Origin of the sequence: Paenibacillus sp. J22TS3 (genome assembly GCF_018403205.1) — a bacterium.
Lineage (GTDB): Bacteria > Bacillota > Bacilli > Paenibacillales > Paenibacillaceae > Fontibacillus > Fontibacillus tuaregi.
Map to the genome: position 1 here is coordinate 162,466 of NZ_BOSF01000008.1, position 13,351 is coordinate 175,816.

The window sequence follows — 13,351 nt, forward strand, 5'->3', positions numbered from 1 at the left end:
TCACCATTCCTTAGAGACGAACAAGGCTGGAGGGGAATGATTATGTATGAAGAGACTGAAGAATCGAGCTTTATACCCGCTCTCCGGGAACGGCTGAAGTTTGCCGACAGCGTACTGGATATCGGCTGTGGTATCGGGGTCCTCTGGGAGCAGTACGACAGCAAGATTATTATAGGTATGGATGTGCACCGCCCGTATTTGGAGCACCTCGTGCATCTTCCGAGGCGGGCCATCCCCATCCATGCCGATGCCAGACGTGCCAGGGAGCTGTTTATCCCGCGCTCGCTTTCTGCTGTAACGCTGATTGACTCTCTGGAGCATTTTACTAAGGAGGAAGGGCTTCAGCTGCTGAAGGACGCGGAGACGATTGCGAGAGATCAGGTTATCGTATTCACGCCGCGGGGGTTCTTCCCCCAGCAGGGTGTGGATAATTACGGACTTAGCGGGGAGCAATATCAGACCCATTACAGCGGGTGGGAGAGCGAGGAATTTCTGGGGCTTGGTTATAACGTTAAGGTGTTCAAAAACTTTCACCATGCAGAGAATCCTTCATTTGTCGAGGCCTTTGGCTCTGATCATCCGCCCGTAGATGCAATCTTCGCCTGGAAGCTTATTCGCAGTGCCGGGTGAGCTGCAAATCAATGCCGGAAAGAAGTGGTGCATGACATGACTGATAAGCCTAAAGTGTCGATCGTCATCCCGTTTTACAACTGTGAGTATATAGATCAGGCCATTGCCAGCGCACTAGCCCAAACTTATGACAATATAGAGATTATCGTTGTGGATGATGGATCAACCGAGTACCAGCATCTGCTTGAGCCTTATAAAGATGCCATTCGTTATTACTATAAGCCTAACGGGGGTACGGCCAGCGCTTTAAATTATGGTATTACCAAAGCCACGGGGCAATACTTCGCCTGGCTGAGTGCGGATGACCGCTACGTGCCGGAGAAAATTGAACGGCAGCTGGCTTTCATGAACCGGGCAGGTTCCGTTGCGAGCCACACCGCCTATTATTATATTGATGCGGGAGGCGGACGGACAGGAGAGGTACATGTCGAATTCGCGGGCAAAAGCCATTTCTATGAGACCCTGCTGAGCGGCTGTCCTATTAATGGCTGCAGTGTCATGGTTCATATGTACGTATTTGAGCGCATCGGCCTGTTTGATGAGAACCGGCGGTATACACATGATTATGATTTATGGCTGAGGCTGCTGCAGTTTTTTGAGTTTCATTATCTGAATGAGTGTCTTCTGGAGTACCGTGTGCATGGGACGATGGGCACGCTCAACCACTGGGATGAAATTCAGCAGGATATGCTGGTGATTCAGGCCAAGTACGGGGATATTCTGCGAACCTTGATTGCAAAGGAGAGGGGAATCCGATGAGATTCACGTTTCCGATTGTAACGCTGTGCCATGGCGGGGCCCAGCGGATGCTGGCTGAGATTACGAACGGATTAGTTGGTAAGGGCCACGAGGTCACCATTCTGATGCCCCGTCAGGGGATTGTGGAATACGAGGTCCACTCACGAATTATACAGACCCCTAATATGGATCTGTATGGGGATGATTTCCCGTACGGCGACGTTATTGTGTCCAATTTCTACACCACAGTAGCCCCTGCTGAAGCCGCCAGCAGACAGGGGAAAGGGGTTCATATGCGCCTGTCTCTCTGTTATGAGCCCGCTTTTCTCTATGATAACCACTTATCGTTTCCAACCTATCATGTGACCGACAAGCTGATGGTGCTCTCGGAATGGCAGCAGGACCTGATCCAGCTTCTGCATGGGATCAAAGGCCATGTTGTTCCGATCGGTGTCAGCCCTTACTTTCAGAACTTGAACATCCGTGAAGAGATTGCCGAGCCGCTGAATATATCAGCTATCCTGAGAAGGATTGAAAGTGAGTTCTCTTGGCACCGGGAGCAGGATTATCTGATCTCCCAGCTTAATCTGGTTCAGGAAAGACATCCGGAGGTTATTGTGAATCTGATCTGTCCGCCCAAGGAATTTCACGAATCTCCTAATCTGCAGGGACTGCGGGATACCGGAAGATACCGGATTCTTACTCCGGCAAATGATGTGGAGCTGCGCTATCATTATAATCACACTGATATTTTTGTGAGCTCGGGCACCTATGATGCCGGTTCACTGCCCGGGCTCGAAGCGATGCGCTGCGGGGCGGCGCTCGTCACTGTTTACTCAGGCGGAAATGTGAAGTATGGAGTTCATGAACGGAACTGCCTGATGTCTTACCGGTATGAGAATCGGCTGGCTTCAGATATAATCCGCTTAATTGAAGATCCGGTTCTCCGTCAGTCTTTGGCCGCAGAAGGAGAACGGGTGTCTTATAAATATACATGGGAACGAAGTGTCTCCGCTTTTGAGAAAGCAGTCTTTGAAATGTTATGGGGCTAAAAGCGGCGGCAGCCCATCGTTGAAGTCAGGAAAAAGGCTATCCGGGATGTCGGATAGCCTTTTCTCTATTGGAATGCCTGATTCTGTTCTGGTGCAGCACCTCATAGGGATTACCCCTCGATCCAGCTCATAACTTTGGCATCTGGAATTAAGTAGCCTTCAGGCAGGTTCTCCGCAACTGTATTTAATATAAAATAATCGACCATCGTTCCAGAGGATCCTCCTGGGTATATAAACCAGGCATTGTACAGGTCGCTCGGCACCTTGAGTTCCATTTCCCATCCCCCTTATATCAACTCTTGATAGACCTTCCATGTTCCTTGATACATCTGATCCAATGTCCGGTGTGCCGCCACCCATCGTTTGGCCTTAAGTCCGAGATGCCGGCGTTCATGGCTGCTGTTCAGGAGAAGGTTCAAACCGTCTGCCAAGGACCCTGGATTCTCTGGTGCAAAGAGCCGTCCTGTGACTCCTTCCTGAATCATTTCCGGCATTCCAGTCGCGTTTGCAGCAATGCAGGCCACACCGGCAAGCTGGGCCTCCGTAAGGGAGAAGGGCTGCGTATCCTGCAGGCTCGGCTGGACATAGATGTCGGCTTTCTTTAGTGCGGAGGGGATGTTGTCGATTCTCCCCAGGAATTCGACATCCTGGTTCAGACCGAGTTCCATGCTCCGATGCTGAAGCTGGGGCAGCAGGGTTCCGTCACCAATAATCCAGCATATCCAGTCCGAACGCGCCTGACGCAGCTGACCGAGTGCTTCAATTAGAATATGAACCCCTTTGACATATTCGACCCTTCCGGTATACATGATTAACCGCTTACCCGGCGGCTTCGGCTTCGGGAATTCCACGGCGGATTGCAACAGAAATGCTTGCACATCAACTCCGTAAGGAACCTGGCGGATCTTGTGTTCCGGGATTCCCGATTCCATAATGATCCCCTTGATCCAGCCTGAGCTTACCAGAACAAGATCCGCTGCTTCTGCACCCAGATATTCCAGTGAGCTGTAGTGCTTTCCGTAGGTTCCGGAACGGAACTCAGCCCAAGTGAGATTCGGGTGAACCGAACGCGAATCGTAATAGCCTTCTCTGGCCAATGACCCGTGGAAGCTCACAATAAGCGGGATGTTACGCCGTAGAATTCTCCGGATGCAGAGAGCGGCAATCGGGTCTTGGGCATGGATGAGATCATACTGGTTGACGCCAAGAACAGCGGCCCCCATCTCGAAGGCATACCGGTCGCTTTCGATCGCCATGGCCTGCGGGCATGCCTGAAGCGCAGGGAGTGGCGCCCCTGCCAGGTTGCGCCGGATTAAGGGGAGGACGGTATCCTTGGCGAACCTGCGCTCTTGTCCCGCAACATAGACGGTATTTGTAGCAAGGTCCGTCCCCATCAAATCCACTTCATGCCCGTGTGTCCGAAGGCGCTCTGCGAGTTGATTCATATAGGTGCGGATGCCGCCCACACTTGTCAGCCACCAGTAGGTCACGAGCAGTATTTTCACAGTGAATCCTCCTCTCGCACTTGATGGGTATCATAGTATATGTTATGTACGGACTCTACCGAGGTACGGAAATACGTGTAAAAAGGGCACAATGCCTTTAAGCTTTAAGCCCCTCATCCGCTAGGGTACAAACTGAGAGTCGCTCCCCTCATATACTGTCATAAAGGGGGAGGGTTTGTGGCTTACTACACGTTAACGATCAACCGATATTTTCTGCAGGCAGAAATTCACTTGATGGATATTGTGATAGCCAACTCGGGAGGCCAGCCATACGAAGTTTATGTGGACGGGAGGGGCACGGACAGTGAACAATTCAAGTTTTTGTACCGCATTGGTCCTGCAAACTTGCCTGACGGAAGCATATGTATTCAGAATATCGGAATTTATCACGATCCTCTAATGCTGAGAATTATTACAAACCGTTTCATACCAGGTCATTGTGTTGTCCGTCTCTATTTGAAGAATGAGCAGGGCTTGGTCATCGGAGTGCTAAGTGAATTTCAACTACAAAAAGTAGCCGATTAAATCAAACAGGATACCTGAGAGGTACCCTGTTTTTCTTTGTTCCAAGTTGCACCTTGGCTCTAATTCAAGACTATGTTAACTCACATCCAGGGCGTTCATCATCTGAATGAAGGAGCTTGCATAAGCCGATGGTGAAAAAGCTTCCTGGATCAGACGCACTCCCTGCTGACAGATTTGCTGACGCAGTGGAAAATTAAGCATAATATCCATACTTTCTTGAACAGCTTGTTCAATATTCCCCTGGCTGTAGAATTTGCCGGTCTGATTATGTTTAATGAACGCTCTGACGCCATCTGAATCTGTGCTTACAACAGGGCAGCCGCAGGCGATGGCTTCCCCTACCGCATAACCAAAACCTTCAACAAGCGAGGTGGAGAGAAGGAAGCCGCCTGAATCGGCAATCATGGAATATTGGTATGGCATTTGAGAATGAGGCACATTGGAGATCGTCTGAAGCCGGCTGACCAGATTCAAGGTATTGACCCGATCTTTGAAATCCTGTCTCTCCTGAGGGGCTGCGAGTGTCTCGTCCGTCAGCATGCGGATTTGCAGGTTGGGAATCAGTTGGGTTAGCTTGCTTGCAATATTAAGAAACTCCACCCAATTTTTATTCTTCTCCAGCCTGCCTACCCAACCCAGGATTGGATTCAACGATAGTTCAGCTTCCCGATGCCGGAAAATTTGAGTATCAACCATATTCATAAAGATGAACTGACGGAGCCAGGGACAGAAGTGGTTGAATAATCCAATCAGGTGGGATGTGGGAGGAAGGAGAACGGCCTGACAATAAGATTTGAGATAAGTGACGGCATCCTGAACCAAAGTATGCGCTTGTTCCATAGTTCCAAAACCTTGAGCTTCAAAAATGACAGGGCCCTGAAACTGCAGGCGCCGAAGCCTTTCCGTCATTAAGTAATCGGATGTGACAATAGCAGCGTCAAACTGGTTGGCTGCGAGGATTTGAGAAATATCCTCATCATAATTGGTGACGTAAGTCGGGGTATCCGTAATATTTTGCAGCCCCGAGCCCGGGCTTGTATAGAGTATATGCCCTTCAACACCATGTTTACGCAGGGTCTCGCAGCGCAGCCTATTTAAGGTTTCTACTCCGCCGCTCGGGACATAAAATGTGAACAAAATTTTCAAGGTGGTCTCACCTTCCACGAGAGGTAGTTGGGTTTGGTGTGGCTGACTGAACTTGACAACGAACTTGCATTAGAACATGCCATTCACCATCTTAGAATATGGTATGAAAGCCTATGATTGATGGTGTGGGTGCACATAACGCTTAAGCGGGCCGTCTGCCTGCTAAATCTTAACTGAATACAGGGAATCAGCAGGGCGCATTCTAATTCGTGTTAGTCATTTTATTATTACGATGATGGGGGATGAATTCATGCGTGGAGCAAAGGTCGTCAGCTTAACGTTATCTGCTGCCCTGCTTGCAAGTATGGTTGGAATAACAGGGTGCGGCAAGAATAACACCAACAATTTCCGTACCCAAAATGCCAATAACGGGAACAGATATGATCTAAACGCAAGACAGAACACCCGGGTCATGGGGCTGAAATACAGCCCGCAGCTGAGTAATAAAGTTAGCCATCTCAGCCAGATTAGAACCGCACAGGTTCTAGTGACTGACCGTGATGCCTACGTGGCCGTTACCCTGCATGGACCTCATGGCACTTCAGGTACTGGCTACCGTGCGAAGAGTGTTGCTCCAGGAGCGGCAGGAACCCGTACGGGTGGTGACGGTCTTGGACATGGGATTGGTAGATCCGGTGTGGCCGGAAGCCTAATGGATGCGGCGCGTGGTGGCACTTACGGAACGAATGGAACCGGTGGGACACGCACGTACGGCACCTACGGCGCTGACGGCAGAGGAGCGGGAACTAACCTTGGCACCGGCTACTATGGCGGTATGAACGGCGGGATCTCAGGGAACTCGTATTACTCTTATGGAGGCGGTACGGGAACAAGATCTTCAGCAGGCACTGGCTATGGTCACGGGACAGGTATTGGAAATTACGGTACGGCTGGAACAGGGATGAACGGGAATATTATGAGCAGCACTGGAACAGGCGCTGCAAACGGCACAGGCAACGGAACGGGAATGAGCACAACCCATCCAGGATATACCGGTGCTCATATCTACAGCACCAACAGCCTGCGGGGCACAGATGGAAGCTTTGGATTGTCCGGCGGATATGGAAGCTACGGTACTTATGGTCCCTATACTCCATATGGAACAGGCATGAATGGTTACGGGACGTATGGAACTAACAGCACAAATGCCACAAATGGCTACGGAACCAACGGAACTTATGGAACTGCCGGGAGCTATGGAACGAATGGTACCGGAGCCTTGGACAATATCCCTCAATCTCTGAAGGATCAGATTACCGCTAAGGTGAAGGCTTCCGCTCCGCACATCCAAAATGTGCACATTTCCGGTCATCCGGAATTCGTGTCCCGCGTAAGCAGTTATGCCACTCAATCCAAGGGTGGAAAGCTTCTTACCGGAGTGGAGAGTGAGTTCAGCTCGCTGATTCAGCGTATCTTCCCGGCACGTACCGGTACCATGACCGGGCCGAGCGGATATACTCCAACACCGCGAAATACCAACGGAACTGGAACCGGAACGATGAACCGGACTAACACAAGCAATGGTTATTCCGGTGGGGTTACCCGCTAGGCTCATAGCATTTCTCAAAACTCCCATAAATATTACAAAAGGGACTGAAGCGTCGGGATCAAATGATCCTTCTGGCTTCAGTCCCTCTATATTAATAAGCTTAGACGTTTAGACGTCCTTTAATCCAAACCTTCTGCAGCTCCAGGTTATCCTGCTCAACGAGCAGCAGATCCGCTTGCTTGCCGGTCTCAATTGTACCTGTGCGGTGCTCAATCCGAAGCAGCTTGGCTGGATTGCCGCTGGCCATTGCAGAAACATACTCGATGCTGAGCCCGACCTGCTGTACGAGATAGCGGAAGCCGCGAATCATGGTAAGCGTACTGCCTGCCAGGGTTCCTTCACTTTCCTTAAGTGTACATACATTATCTTTAACCACCACAGGAAGATCTCCCAGCATGTACTCCCCGTTACCGAGGCCCGCTGCCGACATGGCATCGGTAATAAGGATGAAATTCTCATCCTGCTTGAGCTGGGCAATAATTGAGATTGCCGCAGGGTGCACGTGAATGCCGTCGGCAATAATTTCTGCGCTCATTTTTGGCGTGCTTAAGATTGCTCCGGCTGTACCCGGTTTACGGTGATGAAGCGGAGTCATGGCATTGAACATATGCACAGAGTGGTGCAGGCCCACTTCTACGGCGGACATGATTTCATCATAGGTCGCATCCGTATGGCCTGCCGCCGCTACAATGCCTTTGCTGCGCAGGTAGCGGATCAGATCATGGGAGCCCTCACGCTCCGGTGCGAAAGTAACCTGCTTGATCAGTCCTGGATACTGATTCTCCCAAGCTTCGATCCAGTCCTTGTTCGGAGGTACAATATGCTCGGGATTCTGCGCGCCAGGCCATTTTGGACTGATGAACGGTCCTTCCAGATGAACACCTTCAAGCTGAGCGTAAGGCATGTCCTTGGAGATGTAAGTGTTCACCTCTGCGAGGACACGGTCAAGAACAGCCTTCGGCGTGGTCATGGTTGTGGCCAGCATCGCGGTGGTTCCTTGGGTGGAGTGGAACTTCGTGATGGTATCCAGTGACTCCTGGGTCGCATCGGTGAAGTCTTCTTTCATCCCGCCATGCACATGGACATCAATAAAGCCAGGGAGAACGTAAGCGCCTTTGGCGTCGATTACTTCACCAGCAGCTGATGTCCCTGAGGGCATTCCCGTGGTTGAACCGACATAGGTAATAACTCCATCAATAACGGTTACTGCACCGTCTTGGATGATTCCTCTCGGCGTTACGACTTGACCGTGAATAAGTTGAAAGGTTCTGCTCATTTCAGCATGCCTCCCGCTGCTTGGTCAACAACAATAACAACATTCGGATGGGTCTGCAGCAGAGAAGCAGGACACTGGGTTGTCAGCGGGCCAGTCAGTGCCCGGGCAAGAACCTCGGCTTTGCTCTCCCCCTTGGCCATGAGAAGGATTTGTTTGGATTTCAGAATCGAGGCAATCCCCATGGTCATCGCATGGGTAGGGACTTCGTCAATAGAGTTGAAGAAGCGGGCATTAGCCTGCCGTGTGTCTTCTTTCAGTGCAACCACATGTGTAGTGGCATGCAGCTCGTCAGCCGGTTCGTTGAAGCCGATATGACCGTTATGACCGATCCCAAGAAATTGCAGGTCAATACGTCCGGCTGCGTCCAGCATACGGGTATATTCCTGTGCAGCCTGTTCCGGATTGGAGGCAGTACCGTCTGGAACATAAGTATTGCGAAGATCGATATCCACATGGTTAAACAGCTTCTCATTCATAAAGCGGCGATAGCTCTCCGGATGGTCTGAAGCCAGGCCGATGTACTCGTCCAGGTTATAACTTGTCGCCTGAGCGAAGCTGACCAAGCCTTTTTTGTACAGTTCAATCAGGTGGGCATATACGCCTACGGGTGTGCTCCCGGTTGCTAAGCCAAGGATTGCGCGCGGATTGGTTTGAAGGAGTCCGGCGATAATACCTGCTCCAACCTCATTGAATTGTTCCTCATTGGATACTTTGATAATGTTCAGCATAGATATAAATCCCCCTTAAATTAATTGGTACGGTATTTCCGTACATTCTGATAGGAGCTTTCCAGCCTCGGAATGTAATCCTCGAATTCTCTGCTCACCATACCCATGAAGAGAATATCGACAATATGAAGCTGGGCAATCCGTGAAGCCATGTCGCCCCGCCGCATCCCTTTTTCAAGTGAAGACGAGAACAACGATATATCTGCCAGGGAAGCCAGCGTGCTGCTGCCATACTGGGTGAGCGATATGGTAAATGCCCCGCTGTCCTTGGCGCAGCGCAGCGCGCTGATGGTCTCGGAGGTTTCTCCCGAGTAGGACAGAGCCAGAGCCACATCCCCGGGGCCTAAGCTTGAAGCGGATGTGATCTGCATATGAGAATCTGCAAATGCTGTGCTGTTCTTTCCGATACGGACCAGCTTCTGATAGAAGTCCTGGGCCACAATAGATGAGGTAGCCGCCCCGTACAGGTCGATTCGGCCCGCGCTGCAGAGGGCAACGACCGCACGTTCAATCAGCTCCATATCGAGCAGCCGGGTTGTGTCTGTAATGGAAGCAATATGATTAGCCTCAATCGCCTGGACCACTTTGTGAAGCGCATTGCCTGCAATGACGTCCTGATAGGCGTTATCGGCATGCTTCAGTGCCAGCTCACCCGCAAGCTTCATTTTAAAATCAGGGAAACCCTTGAAATGAAACGATTTGCAGAATCTTGTGATGGTTGAAGGGCTGATGCTGCACATCCGGGCCAGCTCCGTGATACCCAGGTGAATTACAGAAGAGGGAGATTCCAGAATCTTCTCACCAAGACGTCTTTCCTGAGGGGGCAGTGTATTTAAATTCTGTTTCAAAGCATGAAGGATGGGAGATTGGATAAGCCTCACCTGCCGAAAATTATTTTGATTATTACAAAGTAAATAATGAAAATTATTTCGATATGATGATATACCATTTTCACCTTAAATTCAAGGAAATCCAGCATAAGTATTGACATAATCCAGGGATGGTAGTATATTTTCATGAGTTAAATAATAAACTGTTTAAATACTTAGCGAGAATCTGATTAAGTGAGGTGAAATCCCCTGGATTACGATCGGTATATCGATAGAATTGAGGCGGCCTGGAAGAACACCATTCGTAAAATGGAGTCTGAGATTATGGTGCATCGGGAGCTAGGGTTGACAGGGCCCCAGTTTCATATGCTCGGCTTGATTTCCAAGGAGAAATCCTGCAATATCTCTTACCTGGCTGAGAAGCTGGAGGTGAAACCTAGTGCCATTACGGTCATGATCGACCGCTTGGTGCAGAGCGGATATGTAGAGCGCCGGCATGACGAGCATGACCGGAGAGCGGTGCTTGTCTCGGTGACACCGGAGGGCGGAGAGGTGCTCAAGGAGGCGAAGAAGAAGTCGCGTGAAATTATCAAATATTATTTCTCGCATTTGGACGCTCGTGAGCTCGATACTCTTGTCGGAATCTTTGAGAAATTTGCGGTTATCGAAAAGCCGGCCAAGCCGGAAACAACAACTTAGGGAAGTCTGATCTATTGAGGAGGAAACTACTGTGAGTGAACATTTAGCTCATGCACCGGATCAAGATGCGGGAAAGAGAAAGCTTCTGATTACCGGGTTAATTATTGCCATGCTGTTCGCAGCATTGGATGGAACTATAGTGGGAACGGCGATGCCAACCATCGTGAAGGATCTGGGCGGCTTGTCCCTGATTACCTGGTTAACCACGGCATATCTGCTTACCTCGACCACAGTCGTTCCGCTGGCAGGCAAGCTTGCGGATTTGTTTGGCCGTCGTGTAGTATACATGACTGGACTTATTATCTTCATGGCTGGGTCCGCGCTTTGCGGAATGTCTGGCAATATGACACAATTGATTATTTTCCGTGCGATACAGGGTCTTGGCGGCGGTATTATGATGCCGATGGCCATGATCATTATCGGGGATTTATTTACAGGTAAAGAGCGTGCCAAGTGGCAGGGGATCTTCGGAGCCTTGTATGGTCTGTCATCCGTGCTGGGGCCGCAGATTGGCGGTTGGATTGTCGATGCCTGGAACTGGACCTGGGTGTTCTATATCAATCTGCCCGTTGGCATATTGGCAGTCATCTTTATCGCCAAGGGTCTGCCGAAGCATATCAATAAAGGACCTGTCAAAATCGATATCCCGGGTACACTTACCATGGTCATCGGTGTGGTTGCCCTTCTGCTTGCATTAAGTTTCGGTGGAGAGAAGTATGAATGGGGCTCCTGGCAGATTATTACGATGTTTGTGGTGGCCTTGGTCTCACTTACGGCTTTTGTTATCATCGAATCCAGAACGGAGGACCCGATTCTGCCGGTGTCCCTCTTCAAGAATGGCACCTTTACCATGCTGAATGGAATCGGCTTCTTCATGTCCATTGGAATGTTCGGTGCGATTATGTTCGTACCGCTCTTTATGCAGTGGGTGGTAGGGGTCAGTGCGACTCAGTCAGGAACGATTATGACTCCGATGATGGTCGCCATGATTCTGACCAGTGTATTTGGCGGCCGGCTTGTATACACGCTTGGTGTGAAGCTGCAGATTATCCTAGGCATGCTGATCATGTCTGCCGGCTTCTATCTGCTGACCACGCTGTCCATCGATACCAGTCAGTTGTTAGCGACCTCCTATATGGTGGTCATTGGTCTTGGCATGGGGCTTGTGATGCCGATCCTGACTCTGGCGCTTCAGGAGAGCTTCCCGAAATCCCAGCTCGGCGTTGTAACGTCCTCGTCCCAGTTCTTCCGTTCCATCGGGGGGACGTTCGGTATGACGCTGCTTGGAGCTATTATGAATAACAGATCAGGCAGCATTCTGTCCAAGGATTTGACGCCGCTGCTTAATCAGCTGCCTGAGCAGGCGAAGCCGCTGGCGGACAAATTCAATGAGATGATTGCGCACAATCCTCAGCAGATCTATTCTGCGGTACAGTCTCCGGAGATGCAGAAGGCCATCCCTGCCCAGCTGATGGAAACGGTAAACCCTATATTGAAGAATGCGCTCGTTGAATCGCTGCACAGCGTATTCCTTTATGGTTTGTTCTTCGTACTGGCGGGCGTAGTTGTTGCTGTGTTTATGAAAAAGATCAAATTGACGGATGCAGGCAAAAAGAAACCCGGCGGCGAGGCCGGTGCCGAAGCTGCTTTAGAGCAATAGGATCTGTCCCGGACGGTCCATTTCCCCTGTGGAAATGGGCCGTTTACTGTATCTGAATAGAGAATGCCCATTTTTCCTTATGTATCGCACCTTTGCCCTATCCCGTTCATAAGATGTGTTGACTGTATCCCTTACTTGTTAAACCATCAAACCCGAGCAAGGAGGGGTGACACATTTTGAAGGGCAGCGATCGCAACAGCAAATTTTTACTAACTCATCGTGAGCGGGAGGTTTTTGAACTGCTCGTGCAGGATAAAACGACGCGTGATATTGCCGGACAGCTGTTTATCAGTGAGAAAACGGTTCGAAACCATATCTCTAATGTCATGCAGAAACTCAACGTCAAAGGTCGTGCACAGGCAGTTGTCGAGCTAATTAAGCTTGGGGAATTAAAAATTTGAGGGCACCTTACCGGGCCCGAGCATGAACCTTCCCGATTCAGCCGCAAGGCTCGGGAAGGTTTTTTGTTGTGAAGCGCGTGAAGGTTGGCTGCACTTCCGAGAGGGAATATCCGGGAAAGCATGAATTCTTGAAGAAAAAGAGGTATGATACATAAGAGGCCTTAAAAGAGATTAGGTTTTTCCAACAGATGCACACTTGCCTTTTCTACTGCGACCATAAGTTCATCAGGCTCGGGCTAGTACCAGAATGGTTTGAAAGAAAAGGGGGAAGCACAGATGAAAGTGAATTTGAACTTTACCAATAAAGGTAAAGCTGCAATTGAGAATTTCAACAACGAGGAGCTGCTTGAGATATTTGCGAGGTATTCCCGTACCTTGATGAAGAAATACGACATCCAGGTTACGGTTCCGGCAGAGGCGAACAGCGATATTGCCGCGAATGGGTATATCACGCTGATTGCGGATCAGGTGAAATGTGAAATACCCGCATTTTTTAATGAATTGGGAAGAGACATCAAGGTTCCTTTGAAGAAAAGACTTGGTACGAAAGTGGATAACGTGTTCAAGACCGAAGTGATTGAATGACCGAATTCCATGTTGTGAAAAAAAAGC

15 protein-coding genes are annotated in these 13,351 nt (G+C 49.9%); 9 read left to right on the forward strand and 6 right to left on the reverse strand.

Annotated features, from left to right (window positions below; translation table 11 throughout):
• Nucleotides 1-42 precede the first annotated feature (42 nt).
• The 3 genes from KJS63_RS21975 to KJS63_RS21985 are packed head-to-tail and all read left to right on the forward strand — an operon-like array spanning nt 43 to nt 2,420.
• Nucleotides 43-630, forward strand: a complete 588-nt coding sequence (locus tag KJS63_RS21975) for a class I SAM-dependent methyltransferase (protein ID WP_213621070.1) — start codon at nt 43-45, stop codon at nt 628-630.
• Between the two features lie 36 nt (nt 631-666).
• Nucleotides 667-1,389 carry a glycosyltransferase gene (locus KJS63_RS21980; RefSeq protein ID WP_213621071.1) on the forward strand — a complete coding sequence of 241 codons (723 nt, stop codon included), beginning with the start codon at nt 667-669 and terminating at the stop codon, nt 1,387-1,389.
• Nucleotides 1,386-2,420, forward strand: a complete 1,035-nt coding sequence (locus KJS63_RS21985; RefSeq protein ID WP_213621072.1) for a glycosyltransferase family 4 protein — start codon at nt 1,386-1,388, stop codon at nt 2,418-2,420. The genes KJS63_RS21980 and KJS63_RS21985 overlap by 4 nt, the downstream gene beginning before the upstream one ends.
• A 110-nt stretch (nt 2,421-2,530) precedes the next feature.
• On the opposite strand, the gene KJS63_RS21990 is transcribed toward KJS63_RS21985, so the two are convergent.
• Complete coding sequence (locus KJS63_RS21990) at nt 2,531-2,695, reverse strand: hypothetical protein (RefSeq protein WP_157692489.1); 165 nt, start codon at nt 2,693-2,695, stop codon at nt 2,531-2,533.
• Between the two features lie 12 nt (nt 2,696-2,707).
• The gene (locus KJS63_RS21995; protein WP_213621073.1) at nt 2,708-3,925 is read right to left on the reverse strand and encodes a glycosyltransferase family 4 protein; all 1,218 of its coding nucleotides are present in this window, start codon (nt 3,923-3,925) and stop codon (nt 2,708-2,710) included.
• Between the two features lie 177 nt (nt 3,926-4,102).
• Here KJS63_RS21995 and KJS63_RS22000 point away from each other — a divergent pair, with 177 nt between their 5' ends.
• A complete protein-coding gene (locus KJS63_RS22000; RefSeq protein ID WP_213621074.1) occupies nt 4,103-4,450 on the forward strand; it encodes a hypothetical protein in 348 nt (115 codons plus the stop codon).
• Between the two features lie 75 nt (nt 4,451-4,525).
• Here the strand turns inward: KJS63_RS22000 and KJS63_RS22005 are convergent, their stop codons facing one another.
• A complete protein-coding gene (locus tag KJS63_RS22005) occupies nt 4,526-5,596 on the reverse strand; it encodes a glycosyltransferase family 4 protein (RefSeq protein WP_213621075.1) in 1,071 nt (356 codons plus the stop codon).
• A 250-nt stretch (nt 5,597-5,846) separates the two neighbouring features.
• Between KJS63_RS22005 and KJS63_RS22010 the strand changes: the two genes are divergently transcribed.
• Nucleotides 5,847-7,145 carry a YhcN/YlaJ family sporulation lipoprotein gene (locus KJS63_RS22010; RefSeq protein WP_213621076.1) on the forward strand — a complete coding sequence of 433 codons (1,299 nt, stop codon included), beginning with the start codon at nt 5,847-5,849 and terminating at the stop codon, nt 7,143-7,145.
• A 100-nt stretch (nt 7,146-7,245) separates the two neighbouring features.
• Here the strand turns inward: KJS63_RS22010 and nagA are convergent, their stop codons facing one another.
• Genes nagA through KJS63_RS22025 form a run of 3 tightly spaced genes read right to left on the reverse strand, consistent with a single transcriptional unit; the run spans nt 7,246 to nt 10,021 of the window.
• On the reverse strand, nt 7,246-8,421 hold the full coding sequence (gene nagA / locus KJS63_RS22015; RefSeq protein ID WP_213621077.1) for an N-acetylglucosamine-6-phosphate deacetylase: 1,176 nt from the start codon (nt 8,419-8,421) through the stop codon (nt 7,246-7,248).
• Nucleotides 8,418-9,149 (reverse strand): glucosamine-6-phosphate deaminase, encoded by a 732-nt coding sequence (gene nagB, locus KJS63_RS22020; protein ID WP_213621078.1) that lies wholly within the window; start codon nt 9,147-9,149, stop codon nt 8,418-8,420. Before nagB ends, nagA begins: the two co-directional genes overlap by 4 nt.
• Before the next feature lie 20 nt (nt 9,150-9,169).
• Complete coding sequence (locus KJS63_RS22025) at nt 9,170-10,021, reverse strand: MurR/RpiR family transcriptional regulator (RefSeq protein WP_244862731.1); 852 nt, start codon at nt 10,019-10,021, stop codon at nt 9,170-9,172.
• A 282-nt stretch (nt 10,022-10,303) separates the two neighbouring features.
• On the opposite strand from KJS63_RS22025, the gene KJS63_RS22030 reads away from it, so the two are divergent.
• From KJS63_RS22030 to KJS63_RS22045, 4 genes are all read left to right on the forward strand, one after another.
• Nucleotides 10,304-10,678 (forward strand): MarR family winged helix-turn-helix transcriptional regulator, encoded by a 375-nt coding sequence (locus KJS63_RS22030; protein WP_244862726.1) that lies wholly within the window; start codon nt 10,304-10,306, stop codon nt 10,676-10,678.
• Between the two features lie 31 nt (nt 10,679-10,709).
• On the forward strand, nt 10,710-12,338 hold the full coding sequence (locus KJS63_RS22035; protein WP_280520842.1) for an MDR family MFS transporter: 1,629 nt from the start codon (nt 10,710-10,712) through the stop codon (nt 12,336-12,338).
• 176 nt (nt 12,339-12,514) lie between these two features.
• The gene (locus tag KJS63_RS22040) at nt 12,515-12,739 is read left to right on the forward strand and encodes a helix-turn-helix domain-containing protein (protein WP_068620025.1); all 225 of its coding nucleotides are present in this window, start codon (nt 12,515-12,517) and stop codon (nt 12,737-12,739) included.
• Between the two features lie 276 nt (nt 12,740-13,015).
• On the forward strand, nt 13,016-13,324 hold the full coding sequence (locus tag KJS63_RS22045; RefSeq protein ID WP_068620024.1) for a hypothetical protein: 309 nt from the start codon (nt 13,016-13,018) through the stop codon (nt 13,322-13,324).
• Nucleotides 13,325-13,351: the final 27 nt, after the last annotated feature.

Coding starts and splice junctions, on each gene's coding strand:
- KJS63_RS21980 (WP_213621071.1), top strand. CDS start 667: ATGACTGATAAGCCTAAAGTGTCGATCGTCATCCCGTTTTACAACTGT.
- KJS63_RS21990 (WP_157692489.1), bottom strand. CDS start 2,695: ATGGAACTCAAGGTGCCGAGCGACCTGTACAATGCCTGGTTTATATAC.
- nagB (WP_213621078.1), bottom strand. CDS start 9,149: ATGCTGAACATTATCAAAGTATCCAATGAGGAACAATTCAATGAGGTT.
- KJS63_RS22045 (WP_068620024.1), top strand. CDS start 13,016: ATGAAAGTGAATTTGAACTTTACCAATAAAGGTAAAGCTGCAATTGAG.
- KJS63_RS22010 (WP_213621076.1), top strand. CDS start 5,847: ATGCGTGGAGCAAAGGTCGTCAGCTTAACGTTATCTGCTGCCCTGCTT.
- KJS63_RS22030 (WP_244862726.1), top strand. CDS start 10,304: ATGGTGCATCGGGAGCTAGGGTTGACAGGGCCCCAGTTTCATATGCTC.
- nagA (WP_213621077.1), bottom strand. CDS start 8,421: ATGAGCAGAACCTTTCAACTTATTCACGGTCAAGTCGTAACGCCGAGA.
- KJS63_RS21985 (WP_213621072.1), top strand. CDS start 1,386: ATGAGATTCACGTTTCCGATTGTAACGCTGTGCCATGGCGGGGCCCAG.
- KJS63_RS21975 (WP_213621070.1), top strand. CDS start 43: ATGTATGAAGAGACTGAAGAATCGAGCTTTATACCCGCTCTCCGGGAA.